This window comes from Microbulbifer maximicatervae (SeqCode), from assembly GCF_052467505.1.
In genome coordinates this window covers 705868-725578 of sequence record NZ_CP174313.1, presented here as the reverse complement: position 1 = coordinate 725578, position 19711 = coordinate 705868, and the positions used below count along the sequence as shown (strand labels likewise).

16 protein-coding genes are annotated in these 19711 nt (G+C 45.9%); 6 read left to right on the top strand and 10 right to left on the bottom strand.

Annotation, left to right across the window (positions count from 1 at the left end):
- Nucleotides 1–1006: 1006 nt before the first annotated feature.
- The 5 genes from ACJJIN_RS03260 to ACJJIN_RS03240 form a co-directional block, all read right to left on the bottom strand.
- Entirely contained in the window at nt 1007–1402 is a 396-nt protein-coding gene (locus ACJJIN_RS03260; RefSeq protein ID WP_282931845.1) for a hypothetical protein, read from the bottom strand.
- A gap of 105 nt (nt 1403–1507) precedes the next feature.
- On the bottom strand, nt 1508–1933 hold the full coding sequence (locus ACJJIN_RS03255) for a hypothetical protein (protein ID WP_444896861.1): 426 nt from the start codon (nt 1931–1933) through the stop codon (nt 1508–1510).
- Between the two features lie 116 nt (nt 1934–2049).
- Complete coding sequence (locus ACJJIN_RS03250) at nt 2050–2469, bottom strand: hypothetical protein (protein WP_444896860.1); 420 nt, start codon at nt 2467–2469, stop codon at nt 2050–2052.
- A gap of 71 nt (nt 2470–2540) precedes the next feature.
- The gene (locus ACJJIN_RS03245; RefSeq protein WP_444895881.1) at nt 2541–3734 is read right to left on the bottom strand and encodes an IS91 family transposase; all 1194 of its coding nucleotides are present in this window, start codon (nt 3732–3734) and stop codon (nt 2541–2543) included.
- A 546-nt stretch (nt 3735–4280) separates the two neighbouring features.
- Nucleotides 4281–4862, bottom strand: coding sequence for an HAD family hydrolase (locus ACJJIN_RS03240; protein ID WP_444896859.1), 582 nt, complete (start codon nt 4860–4862; stop codon nt 4281–4283).
- 180 nt (nt 4863–5042) lie between these two features.
- Here ACJJIN_RS03240 and ACJJIN_RS03235 point away from each other — a divergent pair, with 180 nt between their 5' ends.
- Nucleotides 5043–6425, top strand: a complete 1383-nt coding sequence (locus ACJJIN_RS03235) for an amidase family protein (RefSeq protein ID WP_444896858.1) — start codon at nt 5043–5045, stop codon at nt 6423–6425.
- 6 nt (nt 6426–6431) lie between these two features.
- Here the strand turns inward: ACJJIN_RS03235 and ACJJIN_RS03230 are convergent, their stop codons facing one another.
- The 4 genes from ACJJIN_RS03230 to ACJJIN_RS03215 all read right to left on the bottom strand — a co-directional run bounded on the left by ACJJIN_RS03230 (nt 6432) and on the right by ACJJIN_RS03215 (nt 10392).
- Complete coding sequence (locus ACJJIN_RS03230; protein ID WP_444896857.1) at nt 6432–7319, bottom strand: SMP-30/gluconolactonase/LRE family protein; 888 nt, start codon at nt 7317–7319, stop codon at nt 6432–6434.
- Between the two features lie 146 nt (nt 7320–7465).
- Complete coding sequence (locus ACJJIN_RS03225) at nt 7466–8290, bottom strand: transporter substrate-binding domain-containing protein (RefSeq protein ID WP_282933242.1); 825 nt, start codon at nt 8288–8290, stop codon at nt 7466–7468.
- A 303-nt stretch (nt 8291–8593) separates the two neighbouring features.
- The gene (locus tag ACJJIN_RS03220; protein WP_444896856.1) at nt 8594–9724 is read right to left on the bottom strand and encodes a methyltransferase; all 1131 of its coding nucleotides are present in this window, start codon (nt 9722–9724) and stop codon (nt 8594–8596) included.
- 74 nt (nt 9725–9798) lie between these two features.
- Nucleotides 9799–10392: a TetR/AcrR family transcriptional regulator gene (locus tag ACJJIN_RS03215; RefSeq protein WP_444896855.1), complete on the bottom strand. Its 594-nt coding sequence runs from the start codon at nt 10390–10392 to the stop codon at nt 9799–9801.
- Nucleotides 10393–10940: 548 nt separating this feature from the next.
- Here ACJJIN_RS03215 and ACJJIN_RS03210 point away from each other — a divergent pair.
- A complete protein-coding gene (locus ACJJIN_RS03210; protein WP_444896854.1) occupies nt 10941–13172 on the top strand; it encodes a pre-peptidase C-terminal domain-containing protein in 2232 nt (743 codons plus the stop codon).
- Between the two features lie 146 nt (nt 13173–13318).
- Nucleotides 13319–13915 carry a DUF4291 domain-containing protein gene (locus ACJJIN_RS03205; RefSeq protein WP_282933246.1) on the top strand — a complete coding sequence of 199 codons (597 nt, stop codon included), beginning with the start codon at nt 13319–13321 and terminating at the stop codon, nt 13913–13915.
- 536 nt (nt 13916–14451) lie between these two features.
- Here the strand turns inward: ACJJIN_RS03205 and ltrA are convergent.
- Nucleotides 14452–15750 (bottom strand): group II intron reverse transcriptase/maturase, encoded by a 1299-nt coding sequence (gene ltrA, locus ACJJIN_RS03200; RefSeq protein ID WP_444895509.1) that lies wholly within the window; start codon nt 15748–15750, stop codon nt 14452–14454.
- Nucleotides 15751–16475: 725 nt separating this feature from the next.
- On the opposite strand from ltrA, the gene csrA reads away from it, so the two are divergent.
- The 3 genes from csrA to ACJJIN_RS03185 all read left to right on the top strand — a co-directional run bounded on the left by csrA (nt 16476) and on the right by ACJJIN_RS03185 (nt 19542).
- Complete coding sequence (gene csrA / locus ACJJIN_RS03195) at nt 16476–16664, top strand: carbon storage regulator CsrA (protein ID WP_444896853.1); 189 nt, start codon at nt 16476–16478, stop codon at nt 16662–16664.
- 263 nt (nt 16665–16927) lie between these two features.
- Nucleotides 16928–19036, top strand: coding sequence for a TonB-dependent receptor plug domain-containing protein (locus ACJJIN_RS03190; protein WP_444896852.1), 2109 nt, complete (start codon nt 16928–16930; stop codon nt 19034–19036).
- Nucleotides 19036–19542 (top strand): TlpA family protein disulfide reductase, encoded by a 507-nt coding sequence (locus ACJJIN_RS03185; protein ID WP_444896851.1) that lies wholly within the window; start codon nt 19036–19038, stop codon nt 19540–19542. Before ACJJIN_RS03190 ends, ACJJIN_RS03185 begins: the two co-directional genes overlap by 1 nt.
- The last annotated feature ends 169 nt before the right edge of the window (nt 19543–19711 follow it).

Below are 19711 nucleotides of genomic sequence, written 5' to 3'. Positions count from 1 at the left end.
CTTTTAGGTGTGGGAGTAGCTAACGCCTCAAGCAGCGGCGCGCGTTAGCGCGTCCAGCCCCGCAGGGGCGATGCTGCCTTGACTTGTTAAGGGCTGCTCTACCATTTGTTCAGTGAATTCATAAGCAATTGGGCAGAGTGAAACCGTAATTATTATGGCAATCAAAATGGACTGTTCTTTATCAGCGCCAAGTTGCCAGTATAAAGCTAAAAATGAATATGCTAGCAGTAACCCTGATATTGCCATAGCTAGTGGTAGAATAGACAGCTGCTGGAAAAACAAAATAAACAGAACCGAGAGCGATTTACAGACGAGCGCTGCTATTAATGGTGCTATAGCCCTAGAAGAAAATTACGCAATTTGGGATAAATGCAAGATACGAAGCACAAGGATATAGAGCCGAATATATAGAGCAGCCAGTAGAGTTCTGTGAATCCCGCGATCCAATTGCCAACGAGCAAATACGCACTGAAATTTTGCGTGAAATACATAGCAAGAAAGCAGATGGTAACAAGTACCGAGATGGATAGACGTAACTTCATGTGACCCTTAACGCCGCTAGCAAGGGCAGCCGAAGCAACGCGTAGGCTGTCCAGCCCAGCCCCGTAGGGGTTGGGCGAGCTTGCCTAGCCTGGTTATGGTTGGCGCGCTCGGGACCGACTACCAGCACTTTGCCAGCCATAGTTTGGCTGGCCGCTGCCCAATATTTACGAGGAAAGAATACCGCACTTTCCCCAACCAATTCCTATTTTACTGGCACTCCACGAAATTGCAGCGGACTGCCCACCTCTACCACACTTGAGCAAATACCCTAGGAACGAAACTGCTTGAATAGCAACCAGTAAAAAGGGCTCAATATCGGCTGCAATTTAGTAGCACTAAAGCTTCAGTTACTACGAAAAATCAATAAAATCGACCGCCACAATAACGCCGGCCACACAGGCGAGCGCTTTTCGCGAGTCCAGCCAAATGCGTTTTTCGCATTTGGCGATTGTGCTGGCCCTTGTTAAGCGCTACAGGTGGACACATTACTAAACCCCGCTTTTGTAATGATTCCAGACAAAACACCTAATATTGATTCTTCGTCTGAAAGCTTATTTTTTCCCGTAAGCACCTGGACAATAGAGCGAGGCTTTGTGACCATAACACGCCACTCACCATTATTCTTACCCTCAGTCTCTGGTGTGCCACCAAGGCCTATAAAGTATTTATTACCTTTGAAAGAACAGCTGATTTCCCAGCCCCAATCCTCCTGGTAGGTATCAAGAACCTCAATGCCGGCTGATTCCATTTGAGGTTTAAACCAGTCAGCAGCATCTTCGCCAAAGCAGCAAGGATTGATAAAGTTATCCTTCTCTTCAGTAAGATTGAAAACATCAGTTTCAAACGTAATTTCTTTCATGGGATCGCTTAACGTCGCCATATCGGGCAGCTTTGGAGTTGATTTGTTTTGTGCTATTCAAGCATAAAACAAATCGGCGGAAAAGCTGTCCCTATGATGGCTTTGTTAGGGCGAACCCTCTAATACCTCAAAGACTTTCTTAACCAAGAATTTAGTATCCTCGCTTACATCCGCTCTATCAAAGAAGTCCTCTGAATTCCAATCACTTCGTATAATTCGAGAAGGGCCACATAAATCAACAGAGCCACTAACATCTGCAAACACTATATATTCATACCCTAGCTGAAATTTTTGGAACTCATAATTCTCAGCGTAAACCTGGGCCACACCATCTAAGCTCCCTTTGATTTGTTTCATCACATCAAATCGATAGAGAACCTTCCCCTCGAAATCCTTGCTTATTAATTTCGCCTCCACAGGAACTCCCCAAAAAATGGTAGAGCTTTCACTTGCAAAATCATTGATACTGAATTTCGGGCAGTCCATTGAAAAGGAAGCAACCGGAAGTATGAATATCATAAAGGTAATCACAGCTCGATGCATACTTAGCCCTAACGCCTCAAACACCGGCTTGGTGAAGTTGGCGGCTTTTTTGGAACAAAAAAGGTGACAGCTTTACCAAGTCCGCGTGCTTTGATTTGTTAGCACTAGTCCTCATCTTCAACCCATATACTCATTGCTGAATTCTTGCCTACACATAAAATGCCACCATCAAATGTAGAGCTAGTGAAAGGGCTTAAACCGAAGGAACTTGCACCATGGTATTTATGCCACTCTGCATTTGTATAGAAAGTAGATTCAGCCGGTGCCATAGAATAAACCAAATACTCTGAATATTTCTTTGCCTCTTCTCTTGGCATGATTTCACCACTATACGCGAGATCTCGCCAAAGTATTGCTTCTACGATCTCACTGGCAATATCAATTGATATCTCTATGAGGTTCTCCTCATTCGGAAAAAGCCCAAAGCCACTTAGAATTGACTTAATAGGATAATTCCAATTTGGTGAGAAATTGATTCTTAGCTCACCACAATCTCTTTTCTCGATTATTTCTGTAATGCTCATAGTACGTATAGGGTGCTAACGCTTAGATAACCTGCACTGCAGGCGGTAAAAAAAATGATCTGGCATTGAATTTAGGCCGAACTAAAGAGGCCCATTCCTGCAGTGTCTGGTTCATCGCCATGTTGTACATTCCCGCCGGCACTATCTTGCCGAGCCGCCCCCTTTATAAAGGAAATTCCTTTTTTCGCCTTAGACCACACTCTGCCAGTCAACTTTGTAGATTCATGGCACTGCCCACACTCTACCACCAGATCTTGGATTTGCAATCCAGCTGGGAGTCGTTGATCTTTCATTAAACCCACTTGATTACTACATAGATCGTGCTTTTTCTTATTGCACCCAGCATATAATCCATAACTCCGTACCATGTGTTTTCCTATTGGAGGTATGTGCTGCAAGACACGTCTTAAGAACTCTTCAGGCTTTAATCTTAGTCGCTTGCGTCGCTGGTCACGGTGATCAAAATAACGAAATTCCAGCCCCTTATGATCCACGTTTAATATCTGCTTTGGCTTCAGCGGGCCACCTTTGATATATCGTGAAAAATACAGCAGAACGCCTTGTCCATGCTCATATCGATCCTGAATACGAACTGACCATTCTTTGCGATAGCAAGCTTTAAAGAGAATATCAAACTGGCCAATGGGCCAACTGGGAGGCAGCTTGATTAGCCCAGCACGATACTGCTCTAGTAACAGCGCTTGAAACTTTCCCCTATAAAAACTCTTAACCACTCGCACAGGTAATAAATACTCACCTGTTTCTTTCCAGTTTTCTCTTAAAGTCAAACCGCCAGCGGTGATCAGGCAGTGTATATGTGGATGTAAAGTTAACTGTCTTCCCCAAGTATGCAGAGCCATAAGCATCCCGGGGGTTACGCCGTGATAGTCCTTACTTGCCATCAATTCAAATAGCGTTTCTTTACTCGACAAAAAGAGTATATCTGTAAGCTTCTCCTCGTTGTATTGCCATATCGGCAGATACTCATGAGGTATAGTAAAGACCACATGAAAATGATCTGTATCAAATAATTTACGACGCTGCTGATCAACCCACTGGAGCTGTTTTCTGCCTGAGCAGAGGGGGCAACTTCTATGCCTACAAGAATGATGCTGTTCAGTGACATGGTTGTGCTTACAACGATAATAACTGCTTCCCATCGATTTTGTACGGCATTCTTGTATCGAGGAGATAGCCTTTAAATTTTTTAGTGGTTGCGCAGTTTTAGATAAATAACCACTGTACGCAGAAAATATATTTTGCAATACCCGGTTATGCATTTTCTAAAATGCCTCTTATAATTTAAAAGTGGCACCACTCCCGCGCAGCGGGTTTGTACAACATTTATATAGTAATCATTCTGATCACTATTATCCTGATTACTATCCTGGAACCAATCTAACGAAAAAACACACAAAACCCAAGCAAAATCAATATGTTATCCATCCTTCAGAACCATTGTACCAAATGGAAAAACGATCACTTTGACTACTATCTCAATTTCACCCTACTCACGTAACCCCATAATTTATAAGTTTTTTTTACCGCTTTTCAACCGAACCCAGAAATAACACTCATCATGATCATATTTCATTAAGATGGCACTTTCTAACTGGCGTAAATTATAGTCTAACCAACATTCGAATGATCTTAGCCGTGAACTGCGAGTAAGCTCCTGAAGATTAATATTTAGAAAGAGGGAGCAACTTGAGGGCAGGCATGCCTGGATGGCTTAAGTAGATTTTAAAGGCCAAGAAACTACCTCTACACAATAATCTGTTATACCTCTAACCTTTCTTACTGCCAAAAATCTATTTTTGAATATTTAAACGTTCTATCACTTCCAACACCGAATCAAAACCCTTGGTATGAAACGCAGTCATACCCACCTTATTCGCCACCTCTACGTTTCTAGAGATATCATCCATATACACAACACTACTGGCTTCGACTTCCAGCTGCTCAAGCGCATGCTTGAAAAATGCTTCATCGGGCTTTGCCATACCTATAAGGTGGGAAGCGAATATTGGGCCCAAATAGTTATGTGCATTAAATTCATGAGTGATGCGTGGCCAGTGAAGTTCATTGGTATTTGTCAATGCGGCCACTCTGTAATTTTTCTCTAGAGAACTGAGTAATTCAATTGCTCCTGGATAGAATCCCGTAGGCCAGTTTGTGAAATGATCGATTATCGTCTCTATCGATTCCTCTATTTCCAATTGAGACTTTAAAGCGTTTGCAAATTCTTCTGTGGTGATTTCTCCTCTCTCAAACTGCCTTACCGGACCGGAGATAATAACATCAGTCACAGGCGCTTTACCGGTTGGTAATGGACGGCCTTTTAGCTCTATTAGTACGCCGCCGAGATCAAACAGTAATACATCAACTTTCAAAACCCATAACCCTCATATTTTCAACGGCCAGAAATGCGCTGCTCACTCCTCACCATCAGATACACCTCGGTGAGACCAAGGCTAGTGCTATCAAATTAGCCAATATCATTCTTATCGTCCTACTTTCTTCCTCTCTATGATCTAAGATCCCAAGTACAATCAGAAGCTAGTAAGCAAACTATGACGACTTCCCTTCATGAGCTTGTGGAGATGGTGCTCGCAAGAAAGATTAGCGCAGTATCACTGATTGAAGAAGCTTGTGACAATGCAGTTGCTCATTCCGAACTCAATGCTTTCATCTGCCTCGATCGGCATGGCGCCCTTCAAAAAGCCAAATGCATTGACAGGGAATTGGCCTCCGGTAGCCACCGTAGGCCCCTTGCCGGTATCCCCATCGTTGTTAAAGACAATATCAATGTAAAGGGTATGCATACCACTGCTGGGACCCTTGGCATGAACTTTCTGCCGAAGTCCTCTGCCCCAGTAGTTGAGCGACTCGAGGGATGTGGGGCCATAGTGGTTGGGAAGACCAATCTACATGAACTCGCCTTTGGTGCAACCTCCAATAACGCTGCATTTGGTGCCGTAAGGAATCCGTGGGACATCGCTTGCTTCCCCGGCGGTTCATCGGGGGGCACCGCTGTTGCTGTAGCCGCGGGGATTGTGCCCGCTGGCCTCGGCACCGATACCGCCGGCTCCGTCAGATTACCCGCGGCGTTAACTGGTATTGTTGGCTTTCGCCCTTCAACTGGCAGCCTTAGCAGCCAAGGAGTCGTACCCTCTGTGCCAGCATTTGACACAATCGGCCCTATGGCTGTTAGTGTCGAAGATACCATCTATCTGTTTGAAGTGATGACAGGGGTCTCCGTACCCCAATGCAAGCCGATCAATCAGTTGCGCTTGGGGCTTGCCCACCCTCTATTTGACAACCTCTCACCTGGAGTAAACCAGTCTTTCAGGGCTCTAATCAGTACCCTTATTGATGCCGGAGTAGACCTGGTAGAAGTAGACCTTTCGCCAATAGTCAGCGCCGCTCTCGAAATCGGATTTCCCGTCGGGTTTCATCAGATGCGGACAGCCATGGGGCATTTTCTGGCGAATTATCAACCACAAACTCAACTAGAGGGTTTGGTAGCAATGATCAAGAGTGAGGATGTGAAAGCGGTCTATCAGGAATCAGTGCTCGGCCCTAAGTCACCGTCAGACTCAGCCTATCAAGCGGCCTTAAAGAAATTGCCTGCTGTGCGCGACAGCTATTCGAAGATTATCCAGCAGCATCAACTGGACGCGATCGTATTTCCAACTGCGCCAATCGAAGCGCAATCCCTGGAAACATCCTCATACCAACTGGAGCTAAATGGACAGACACTCCCCACCCTGGACACACTGATATACAACAATGTCTCCGCACCAGTTACCGGTGCCCCAAGCATCAGCATCCCCATCGGGCCTGGCACCAATGGATTACCGGTGGGCCTGGAGATAGATGGGTTACCTGGAGCGGATTTGGCACTACTTGCCGTAGCTAGACAGCTCGAACAGGTACTAACACTCCAAAAGTAAGAGGAACTATCCCCCCTCTTCCCCTCGGGGAATTGTCTTCCATATAGCGGTGTTACTTGATGAATAAATTGCTTTACCGTCAGTTGCTACGCTATACACGCCGCCGGGAACAGGGTAAAGATTAACCAGGGAGCCGTTCTCTCGATAGTGTCGCAGCCCGTCACCTGCCGCCACCCACAGATCATTTTTGGGGCCAGTAACAATAAAACCATCAGGAATCCCTACTGGTACCGACAAAACCCATTGCTTCTCTTCCAATTTTTCCGGGGATGGCAAAGCGCTTACATAAATGTCTTTTGTTTTTTTGGGGTTGTAAGGATTCTTTCCATCGATAGCTGCAGTATCACCAATATAAATTTGGTTGCCTATTGGAGAGATTGCCAACCCATGAGGCATCATGTACTCCGCTGACAAGCGAATTAACTTTTTTGTTGAAGGATCAAAAGCATAGACAGCTGGCGTTAACATTGGCTCAGGCTTGAAGCCTTGGTTGTAGCCATAATCTGGATCGGTGAAGTAGATCCAGCCAGAGGGTGACTGTACAACTTTATTGGGTGAATTAAATGGCTTGCCTTTATAGGCATCTACAAGCACTTCTCGTTGACCGTCTGAAAGGCTTATGCGGCTGATAGCGCCCGGGGTTACTCCTTTCCCCTGCTCTGCAACCAATAAATGTTCACCGTCATTGCTAAGCCACATGCTATTTGCCATATTGCTTCGGTGCTTCCAGGTTACAACTTCTCCAGTAATAAAGTCGTAGTAACGGATCGATATTTGTGGATTCTCAATCTCTAAATCTGGAACACTGGTGAAGTAGAGACGTTTCTGGGAGGGTACATAAACAAGCCCCTCATGTGCATCCGTTTCCACCAAGATCGAATGGGTAGCCTGCATCGGGGAATTCCCCAGTAGATAATTGCTGTAAGTAATAGCCAAGAAAAGGACTGAGCTGAAAAGCAGAGAAGAGAAGACACTGGGGGGTTTAGTAGTCATATCGCCCCTAATTAGACTTTATCTGTACGGATAGTTCTGCAACTACTCTACTGTGAGCCGCTGAAGGTATCATCAGGGTCATTCTCTGACCCCACACTGGAAACGGCCTTATCCAGCATTCTATTGATCTCCCCACTCTCCTTTAGGCTTTCTAGAGCAGCATTTAGTCGCTCGAGCAGTTCCTTATTCCCTTTCTTAACACCGATACCAAAGGGTTTTGGGGGGAAGTCTCCACTAATATTCACCAGACGATATAAAGTCGGATAGGCTGATGCCTTACGCAAAAGTACCAGGTTAATAATGTCGTTGGAGGCAGCATCAGCATTTCCACTTTGAACAGCCTCTAAAGTTGCTGAGCTTGTGGGCGCTACAACCAATCTGGCCCCCTCCAATGACGGCAGGACAGCACGCATTCTTTTCAGGGAAAGTGAGCCTTTAGTAACAGCAATTATCTTACCTTCCAGATCGATAAAACTCTCAATATCACTATCTTTATGGACCAGTAAACCCTCCCCCGTAACGTAATAAGGAATCGAAAAGTCCACTTTTTCTTCGCGCTCTGGAGTGATGGTAAACTGGGATACCACCATATCCACTCTTCCGTCTTCAAGTGCCTTTATACGATCCTCATCCAGCACACGGGTTAGCCTTATATAGCCAGGGCCGCCAAATAACTTCTCCCCAATTGCCCTAACCAGGTCAGGCTCAAAGCCTTCTATCGCGCCAGAAGAGGGTTCTCTATACGCCAACCCTGGAATATCATAAGTAACCCCAGCAACGAGCTCTCGGTCCTCAAGATCAGCCCAAACATACCCCACATAAATAACCGATAAAACTAGCAAGCTGCCTATTAGACGGGACACTAGATACATAGCTAAGATCCAGTAATTTCAAATATATTGGCTCAGAGCCCCCTAAGTAATTCTGTAATATCCATTGAGACACCAAAGGCCGAAACCTTAGTCGACTAGCAGAAAGAGGCTATAGGTAAATATAGGCGTATATAAAACCAATACAGGTGATACTGCACTTTAAGCTACTAAGGATATTGGCTTGCTGGCGTATCTATAATTGATAAGCGGACTATTCGTGCCACCAATACAATAAGCGCAATGTTTTTTCATTTTCATAATTACTAACATTGCGCTTGTTGACACCCACTTACTGCTTAGCACCTAACCCTTTCTCTTTTTCAACACCATCAGTTTTGCAAAGGTACGCACGGAAACTGTCTCCACCAAGTAGAAAGGACTATCACTAAAGAGTTGGTTCCATTCACTCAACGTTCGCTCCCGCCCACGAGTTCCCATCAACATCTGCATGTCCATGGCAGCCAAATTAAGGTCTGCGCCCTTTTCAGGTAATACTGCGTCAACAATGGCGAGCGTAGCATTTTTCCCTTGCATGGCAGAGTAAATATTATTGAGGAGTCGCTTTGCCTTACTGTCATTCAGCAAGTGAAAAACGGCCGTACACAAGTAGATATCCTTATCACTATTAGCTACCGGCAGCCTATCGTTAATAATATCTGCCGGGAAGAAGTCCAATCGCTCTTCAACTGAATCACTCAATGAGTTTTTCCAGTACTCTCTTGCCGTCCCCTCAACATTATTCCTGTCGACCACCATCGCCGTCATGTGTTTATATGAAGAGAGGACACTCGCACTTTTGCTGCCTTTTGCCCCACCCAAGTCAATAATCCTATCAAACCTGCTCCAATCAAAATCTTGTAAATACTGTAGCCCGGTAAGATTATCAACGGTATCCATAGCGTCCGAAAACAGCGTGCTCACAGATTGATGATCATTCATATAATCAAACATTTCCTGATCATAAACACCTTCAAAAGGCACACTCCCATCTTTAATATGATCTTCAAACCCATTAAACCAAGGCTTGCTGAATTCTGGGGAGTTATGCATAAGCACCATGCTTCTTACGCTGTTACTGGCATCACTGCGCAACACTTCAGAGTTTCGATTGTGCGAAAAGTGCCTTGCTTTTACCTCCTTAAAAATCCCCATTGCACACAACATCCTCATCAATCGATATAGATGCTCTTTATCTGCATTACAATCATTTGCCAGTTTTTCTACTGGAACGACTTCACTGTTAATATGATCAGCTATATTTAATCGGACAGCCGTATACAGACATCTAGACTGCCAAAATAATGATCCAATTTGCATTATCCGAAATGGCGGCGGCATCAGAGCATTAGGAATATTACAAATACTATTAATCATATTAGAAGCGCGCTGAAAGACCCAATTTACGGCTCTATTTCTTTGCATTGACTGGGGCATAAGAACTCCTCAGAAATAACATCTGATTAAAAATAGATATAAGAGACCGGCCTCAACTTGCTGAGGCCTTATCGCTATAAGCTTTGCAAACCTGACTTCAGAAGTCGGCCATTAAACTCTGCAAGCTGTTTTAAGAAATCGGGGTCCATAACGTGCCCCATTTGCTCTTCCAGGACGGGTTTGGCCAACATCGGCAACATAGCCAAACTGACAAATGAAATCCTGAGTAAATCATACTTGGGGTCTTCAGGTTCAGCTTCTTCACCCTTAATTTCAGCTAACCGCCGAGACCCCCTTTGACGCCCCCGCTCCAGGAGCTGACGGATCACATTTTTCCCCGGCCCTTGATTAAGGGCCATGACTTTCAGGATCAGAGCCGGAAATTTGGGATTCTCTTGCATGGTGGAGTAGTAAAGGGCAAAGAAATCTCCAAAATCCCAATCGCCATCAAGGCTGAGTTGCTCTACGGCCTCGATCAATGGCAGAAGGGTTTGGCGGATCATATCTTCATAGAGGCCATCCTTGCTACCGAAGTAATATCGAATCATCGATACCGCCACTCCAGCCTTAGCAGCAATCTGGCGAGTTGTGACCCGGTGGTACTCATCGTTCAAAAAGCACTCTCGCGCCGCATCGATTAGCCGATTGGCAACATCCGACTCCTGCATAGGCTCGCTCCTTCCTATCTAGCTTGCAAGAGAGGCTAACAGGGTACCCTACTGCCTTCCAGGCTATTTGTTGTTCAATTTGAGGGGTTTGTACGACGGGTTGAGGTGGCCCCATATCCTCAAACTGGATACGACCCCACTCATTCATATGAAATTGTCTCGAAGATATTCGTAGTTTAGAGCAAGTGGATTTGGATCTGGCACTAATTACCCAGCTAACAAAGCACCTAGGTGATCTCTAATATTCAGAACACAAGTATTGCTAATAACACCAAGATATACATTCAAAAATTGATAGTCATCCTCTACATTTTATCGCTTTCGTGAGTTCGCCCTTCGAGAAATGCCACGAATCAAATTTCGCATTCTGAATCAACTTAAAACCACCTATCGACCTCAAATCCAAACATCGGTATTCTCCCGCGCGGCGGCATATTCATCCTGACTTAACTTGTTGCCAGAGTTAATCAGACATGCCTTCCACTCGACTATTTATGGATAAAAGTTTGGCAAAACTTTAAAAACATTTTCAAAGCAGGAACATGAAAATGAAACTATTTACCAGTACAGCACTGGGAATTTCAGCGACCTTGACTCTAACCTTGCAGTCGGCAGTGGCATACAGCCAGACAGCTAATAAAGCGATACCGAGTTATACCAGCAATGAGTTTGCTCAACTGGAAGAGCATCCAATATCAAGCCAAGTCATTATTGATGGCAAGCTATACCAGCTGACCGGAGATATGCTGGAGCCAGTTCAAGAGGATTCCGGTCAAGTTAGCATTATGTCCGCTGTTGAAATATCAGCGAATAAGTGGCCTGATGGAATCATATATTACGACTTTTACGATAGTGTCACCGAAGAAAATCAACAGCGTTTTATCGACGCCACCAAAGTCTGGGAAGAAATTGCGGACTTACAATTTTTAAGGCGCACCGATCAATCTGACTACGTTCACGTAAGAAACGGAACTGAAAACCGCTCCATGGTTGGAAAGACTGGCGGCGGACAATTCTTCAGCATGAACAACTGGAATACCAAGTACATTATTGTCCATGAATTGGGCCATGTTATTGGTATGAGGCATGAACATCAGCGATCTGATCGTGATGAATATGTCGAAATTATTGAGGACAATATTAAACCCGAGTATGTCCACAATTTTGATATACGGCAAACCCACAACTACAGTAACTATGACTTCCTGTCTGTAATGCACTATCCATCACGTGCATTTTCGGTTAATGGGCAAGAGACTATTGTCCCTAAAACGGGTTATGAGCACTTCAGCCGTATAATGGCCCAGCGTATCGACTTGGGCGGCGGTGACCAGGTTGCAGCAGCATCCCACTATGGCGTGGTCAATATTAATATTCCTGACCCTGCATTCAAGTCATATTTGACCTCCTATTTCGACACAAACAATGATGGTGAGATCGACAGCCTGGAAGCAGCAAACATTGAAGAAATTCGCACTCCAGGCAATGGGGAAATCCAGTCACTGCAAGGTATTCACGTATTCCGATACTTAAAGCACTTAACCGCTGTTAATGAAAACCTCACCGAGTTACCCGAACTACCTAAACGTCTAGAAACGTTAAATATTGCCGGCAACTACTTGGATACTGCGCAATTCGAATGGGTAATGGATCGACATTTCTTAACCGCTATTGATGTTACGGACAACCTCCTCGATGTCTACTCCTGCGAGGCACTTGAGTTAATTGATTCTTATCTTAATGAAGGGAGCATTAGCTTCAGCCCCGCTAAAGGCGGTAATTCATTAGTTTGTGATGAGGAGGCAGAGCTAACTCTTATCCCATCAAAAACACGAGAGAATTTAAGTAGCAAAGGCGAAAAAGTATTCCATATCGACGTGCCCGAAAATGCTCAAACCCTGACAATTATTACTGACAATTCAGGCGATGAACTGGGCGGTGAAATGAATATGTACGTGGCCTATAATCGCCAACCTACCCCAGCCGATTTTGACTTCAGTTCTGAAAATAGCGGTAATATTGAAGATATTGAGGTCACTTCGCCGGAAGCCGGCCGCTGGTACATATTACTGTCTCCTATCGAACGCTCCTTCGAGGGTGTAGATTTAACGGCAACGGTAACCCTGGCTGATCAGTCCGACAATATTCTGGTTAATCAGAAACCTGTCAGCGGTCTTAATGCCAATGCAGGAGAGTCGTTGTTCTACACCATCACAGTACCGGAAAATGCCAGCGACCTTTCATTTGAGATAACCGGTGGTAGTGGCGATGCGGATCTCTATATTCGTTTTGCTAGCAGACCTACTGAATCAGTCTATGATTATCGGCCCTATTTAGGTGGCAATGAGGAGTCCGTTGCTATAGCAAACCCAACTCCCGGGATCTGGCATGTCATGCTCCACGGCTACTCAGACTTCGATCAAGTATCCCTGACCGGCTCTTTTACTGAATCATCTACTGATGAATTTTTAATCCCCGGCGAGGTTATCTCTGACCTGAATGGCCATGCAGGAGATCAATTAGAGTTTAAGATTGAAGTTCCTGAAGGAGCGACCCAGCTTTCTGTAGCTACGGGGGCTGCTCTATTCAACTCCGTTGGTGATGCAGATCTCTACATCAAGCACGGTGAACCCGCCACTGAGTCAAATGCCGACTACGCTTCTGAAAACTGGGGCAACTATGAATCCATAGATTTGAACGCTCCTCAATCGGGCACTTGGTATATTACCATCTATGGTTATACCGACTTTGAAAATGTTTGGATTAGTGCTGATTATTGATGCATGAATAATTAACTAATATGTTGGTAGTAGAGCTTCGTTAAATCAACGGACTCTACTACTCCTCTTGAGGAGTAAATTTGCATAGAATTTTACTAATAACTTAACCACTTGTAACATTACAGTATGTATTTAGAGGTTAAGAAATGACTATTCCAACGCGCCAGATCCGCGCTAGCTTTAACAATCACACCATTCGCGTCTACCAAGCATACAATACAGCCATTGCAAATTCCGCCCTACAAAACGGAACCTTTGTATCCCCACCATTCAAAATGGAACGTATGACTTGGATTAAACCCTCTTTCCTATGGATGATGTACCGTTCGGGTTGGGGAGAAAAAGACAACGGACAAAACCGCATTCTGGCGATAGATATCACTAGAGAAGGATTTGAATGGGCCTTACAGAATAGCCTGCTTAGCCACCAAACCAATCAATACCCTACGAAAGAAGCATGGTTGGAGGCTAAGAGAACTACACCTGTCCGTATTCAATGGGACCCTGAACGGAATTTAGATCTGGAACCCCTTCCTCACAGAGCTATTCAGATTGGGCTGTCGAATAAAGCTGTAATGCTTTACGTTAACGAATGGATTCAGAAAATTACTGATGTAACTGAAAGCGCCCACAGAATTCACCAACTAGTCAAAGCGGGAGAATTTGAGCAAGCGGAGAATCTTCTTCCCTCAGAGGTTGAGTACCCCTTAAGTGTTTCATTAAAAGAAAGATTGGAAATGTAAATCTGCACGGCCAATACCAGCGTTAAGCCCCTGTGACACATCCAAAAACCGCAAAGTCCGATGAAAATTTTGGTCAGCAAATGGGGCTCAATTGAACTGATGGTATTACTTTTAAAAACCAATATAGAGAATGACAAGCAGCGTTATCCTTCTCCCCAGAAATACAACAACCCACAGTAGACTTTTCAAAAAAACACAAAAATATAGGCACTAAAATGATCTTATTGGATTTTATTAAGTTTGTTTTAGTGTCAAAGCTGCGTAAAATTGATGAATATTTATCGGAATTAGAGTCTTACCCAGCAGTTTTTTAAGGATTGTTGATTCAAGTAAATCCAAGACTCATTTCTCAAAGGAGAACAGTAGCGTGACGTAAAAGTAAGAAAAACGCGCTGACCCAAGGTGCTACCAACACCAGGGGCCAGCTAACCAACTTGATAATCACAGTATCAAAGGTCGAGTAGACCAAAGGAACTTCCCCTTCGACCTCTCACAGAACCGTACGTGAACCTCTCAATTCATACGGCTCTTCGTATTCAGCACATTTTCAATCTTCCCATTCTCCAGTGTGCAAACAAGCCGCGCATTTGTTGACGAACTTTTCCAATAAAGGCCCAACTTTTGAAACAGCTTCGCTTTAGATGCTTAAACTTCTTCCTGGCCCAACGCATCAGCGTTTGGTCAAGATACTTCTGAAGTCGATAAACACCATATCTCCGCCCAAAGTGACCATAGTAGTTCAGCCAACCCTGTATTGCGGGATTAAGTACTTTTGCCATTTCAGATAGTGATCGATCCACCCAGTTTATTACTCGCCATTGCCTGACCTTATCCTTAATCCTCTTGAAGGCCTTAGGGCTCATTGAAGGACTAAATGCGGTGAAGATCTGTCCTTGGCGATTCCTTGCTTTTCTGGGACCAAATCGAAAGCCCAGAAAGTCAAAGTGGATCACTGGGTGGGAGTCTTTACGATTACTGTTCTTGCAATAGACCTTGCGCGTTTTCTCTGGATGAGCCTCAAGCCCGCAGGTAGTCAAGCGTGCTTTTAGAGCCGCCAGTAAGCGATCCGCCTCTCGAGGATTACGACAATGGTAAACAGCATCATCCGCGTAACGCTCAAAAGGAATATCTCTGTGCGTTCTCACCATCCAGGCGTCCAGCGCGTAGTGCAAAAACAAGTTTGCCAGTAGAGGGCTGATTACACCCCCTTGTGGAGTACCTTGTGTTCGCTCTTCAAGCTGTCCGTCCCGATGTTGTACTGGAGCCGTTAACCAGCGCTGTACATAGAGTCTGACCCACTGATGATTATTATGTTTATCTAATGCCTTCAGCAGGAGTTCGTGATTAATATTGTCAAAGAAACCCTTGATATCTAAATCAACTACCCAGATTCTATCCCAGCATCGTTGTCGAGCTCGGCGCACTGCGTCTATAGCAGATTTGCCTGGCCGATAGCCGTAGGAGTCAGGGTGAAATACCTTCTCCAATTCTGGCTCCAGCAGTTGCTTAGCCACCATTTGCGCAATGCGATCTTCGATTGTGGGGATACCCAGTGGTCGCAGGCTGCCATCGAGTTTCGGAATATCCACTCGTTTGACGGCTGATGGAAAATAGCTGCCAGATGACATCCGATTCCATAGCTTGTACAGGTTTTTGACAAGACTCGATTCGTATTGCTCTATCGTTATCTCATCAATCCCCGCTCCGCCGCCATTAGCCTTAATCTGCTTCCACGCTTCCCAAACCGCTCGCTTGGGAATATTGAATGGCTTTGCGCTAATCGTTAATTCCTCCCCATCTGGGTTGATTACACGGTTAGTCGCCGAATACGACAACCCCTTCGCTCCACGTCCATTACAGCCGCTTCTCCACTACTACGGGTTGTTCCGCCCCTGTGACCAGTCTTGGTACTCAACGTCTTGTAGGGCCTCTACTTGACGCTCTTCCTTAACACCTGGACGACAGGTTCTCCTGTTCCACCCAAAAGCCTGTTGTGTGTTCACGCCACCTCTATGCCGGATGCCACTCGGTCGGTAAACAGGTAACCTCCAAGCTTATCCCCGCACTTAGCCAGTGCACGGGTTTTGACATCATCTTGGTAATACGCTTTCGACACCTCATCAGTGGTTCATTTGCATTCGTCTCTACACAACATACCTGACGTATCTCTTACGCCTTTTCCTCAAGCGCTTCTAACCAAAGCTCTTTACTCCGATCACCTTGAGGCGGTTTGTTATCACTTCCTGCAAAGCGATAACGGAGGGCCGACCTCCATCTCCTGGATAGCACGTATTTATTTTTTATTTATAAAAATAAAAAAAAAATACTCAGGACGCACTGGCTATATGCATAGTACGCTAGAAACCCGCTCGTCTTCAATAAAGTCGAGAAGATCCAGTAGTTTGGAGCGATTTCCCAAGCTCTGGGAGCGTAGTGCCCGCCTTTTCTTCTTTCATGCTTACCGTTCTCGCGCTCCTCCCTGCCCTTCCTGCAATCACGTCTTTCTAAGCCTTCCGGTTTCGGAGCCAAAAAAATAGCTTGAAATTCAGTAGGACAAAATATGTTGATCTTGAAGCGTCGGACTGGTGAAAACCTAAGAATTGGAACAGACATCTCACTCAAAGTACTGGAGGTTAAGGGCAACCAAGTAAAGATCGGGATCCATGCCCCCAAATCCCTAGCAGTTCACCGCGAAGAAATTTATATTCGTATTCAAAGGGAGCAGAAACTCAGCAACAAAAAACGCTGAGAATCAACTTCCCCTTAAATGAGGGCCCACAGCGGGCCTCAACCTCGCTCTATCGGCCAAGGCTTTCCAACTCTTCCACAAAGAGCAACTCACTAAGCCAGCCCAAAAGAAATCCATAGACTCCTTGAGTATCCCATCTAAGTTAGCGCCCTTACATCCTGGCCCGCTAAATCCAAAGCCACTAAAACTACCACCTTTGCCCACTTGATCCGCAAATGCGAATCATTATCATACTCAGCAGTTTACTTGCTGGAAGTCCTCTCATGTTTCGCAAAACCCTGCTAGCTACCGCTCTCGCAGCCGCAGTACCCGCCTCCCTCGCCAATGAAACTCCTTCAGATCAGCCCACTGTAATGGAGGAAACCGTAGTAATCGGTGTGCGCCAGCGCCTCTATGAGCGCGGAGCCTTGCTGGATGCAATCCAGAAAACTGAGGTTGTTGATGAAAGCCTGATCAAATCCCTACAGGCAGTTAACCTCACTGACGCTATTGAAAAGTCCCCCGGTGTTCGGGTTTCCAATGAGTGCTCCATGTGCGGGGTTAAACGAATAATGCTGAACGGTATGCGCGGTGAGCATTCCACCATCCTCACCGACGGCGTTCCTCTTCACACCATGATGGCTGGCTATTACGCAGTGGATGCACTGGCCACAACGGGTGTCTCTCGTATCGAAGTGGCCCGAGGTGCGGGAGCATCGCTGCTCGCACCCGAAGCGATCGGAGGAACCATCAATGTCATCTCCAAGGAAGTCGAGGAAACCGGCCTCAACATCAATGCCTCTATGGAGGACAACGACAGCTATTTCCTAGGCATGATGGGCGGCTATGTAAGCGATGATGAACGCACCCGTACATCGCTGGTCATTCAGGATGATAAGCACCACCAGATGGACAATGATGACAACGGTGTTAGCGAAGCACCGCTGCAAGAGAACACCAGTTATGTAGTTCGCCTCTCCCATGACCTGGGTGATCGGGACAACGTGGTACTGCGCACAGCCTATACCGACTCCAGTATTTTTGGCGGCCCCCAGGGATACAGCATTGGTTCCGTCCTGCAAGGCTACGATGGTGTGGAATCTAATCACTTGTTTGTCGACGACGATGTGCGGCAGCAATACATTGGCAAACCCTGGGAAACCACCGAATGGATCTCTACCACTCGCAGTGAAATTTCCTCAAGTTGGCTCCACGAATTCAGCGAATCCTATAACACGCTGTTTACTGTCGCCTGGTCTGAGCACAAGCAGGACTCCTTCTACGAAGGATTCGATTACACCGCTACAGACACACTCAACTACTTCGACCTGCGCAACAATTTGATCCTTAACGATCAGCACATGCTCACATTTGGTGTCGATCTTCGCAATGAATCCATGCGTTCCGACTCTGTCGCAGGGGAGGAAAGTGATAATTACATCGAAGACAGTTTCGACTACCAAACTACCGGCCTCTACATACAGGACACCTGGACCGTTTCACCAGATCTTGAAGTGGCACTGGCCATACGCGTGGACAACGCCAAAGCCGACTTTGTCGCCGAGCAAAAACCCGGTACAGAAATCGATGAAACGGTGGTGGCCCCGCGTATAGACCTCCGCTATCTGCACGACGATCAGTGGACCTCCCGGGTAGCGCTGGGACGAGGCTACCGAGCCCCCCTATCCTTTTTCGAAACAGATCACGGCATTCTTGATGCCGGTGATGGCTTTGCTATCGAGATCGAAAACCTTGAAAAATCTCTATCCGCAACTTATGCATTGAGCTTCGAGGGAGAACGCCTCAACAGCACCCTGTCACTGGCATTTACCGAAGTCGATAACCTCGCAGCACTGAGCGAAACCGAGGATGGAGTACCACTGCTTACCCAGATGCAGGAAAGCGCCTCCGTAAGTGCTGCCGATATCACTCTCGGCTATGCGCTCACCGAAAATTTGTCTATCGGTGGCACACTGGAAACCTATGATTACGACGATGTTTTCCGGGAATCTTTTGCCATTGCTCCAGTAGAGCAGCGTGCACTATTCAATCTGGATTACAAAGCGGATTACTGGATGCTATACGCCAGCGCTACCTGGGTGGGCTCCCGGGACTTGGATGAATTTGGCTACGAAGGTTTCAACCAGTTGGGCGACTCCACGTTAAAAAGCACAAGCGCAGACGCCTATTGGACAGTAGATCTTAAATTAACCTTTGACGTCACTGAAAACCTGAGCCTGTATTTGGGCGGAAACAACCTGACAGATTACACCCAAGTCGAGGAAGGTGAGAGCCCTCTATTCTGGGATGCCAGTGGTGCCTACGACGTAGCCTATATCTACGGCCCCCTGCGTGGACGAGAATATTACCTGGGCTTCGACTGGAACCTGTAATGCGAACCTGGCTCGCACTAATCACACTTCTGTTCGCGCCTGCTGGCGCGACAGAAGCTGCCATTTCCCTTTACGATTTTGAACTGCGCAGCCTCGCCGGCCCCGAGCGTATCAACCTGCAGCAATTCAAAGGGAAACCCAGCCTGATATTACTGGTTGAACCTGACTGCCCCTGGTGCTTTCGCCAGGTTCGAACACTCAACCGGCTTACTAGCGAGTGCTCCCAACAGTTTCAACCCATCGCTCTAGGTATCAATGGCTCCCGAAAAGCCCTACTGACTGAATATCGAAAGCTACGCCCGGAATTTCCCATGCTTCAGGCAAGCACACAGCTTCAACAAGTACTGGGCGAAACTCCCGGCACTCCATTTAGCTTCCTTATCGCCTCCAACGGAGAGCCGCTCAGCTGGCTAAGGGGTTATATTCCGGATAAGAAACTACAGCCGATTTTGGAGAGGAGCTTTGGTTTTAAATGTGAAAGTAGCTTTACGTTTCAACCTGGTTAAGCAAGAAAGATGAATTATAGACTTGAAAAACCCCGTGATTAGAGCGACCAGCCAAGCTTGATAGACACATCTATCGCCCCTAATTATTGACATCAAAAACTAGTACTTATCACCTCCGAACTTCCCCCCAAAGAAACCACAACTAAATATTAGTACGATCATGCTTATT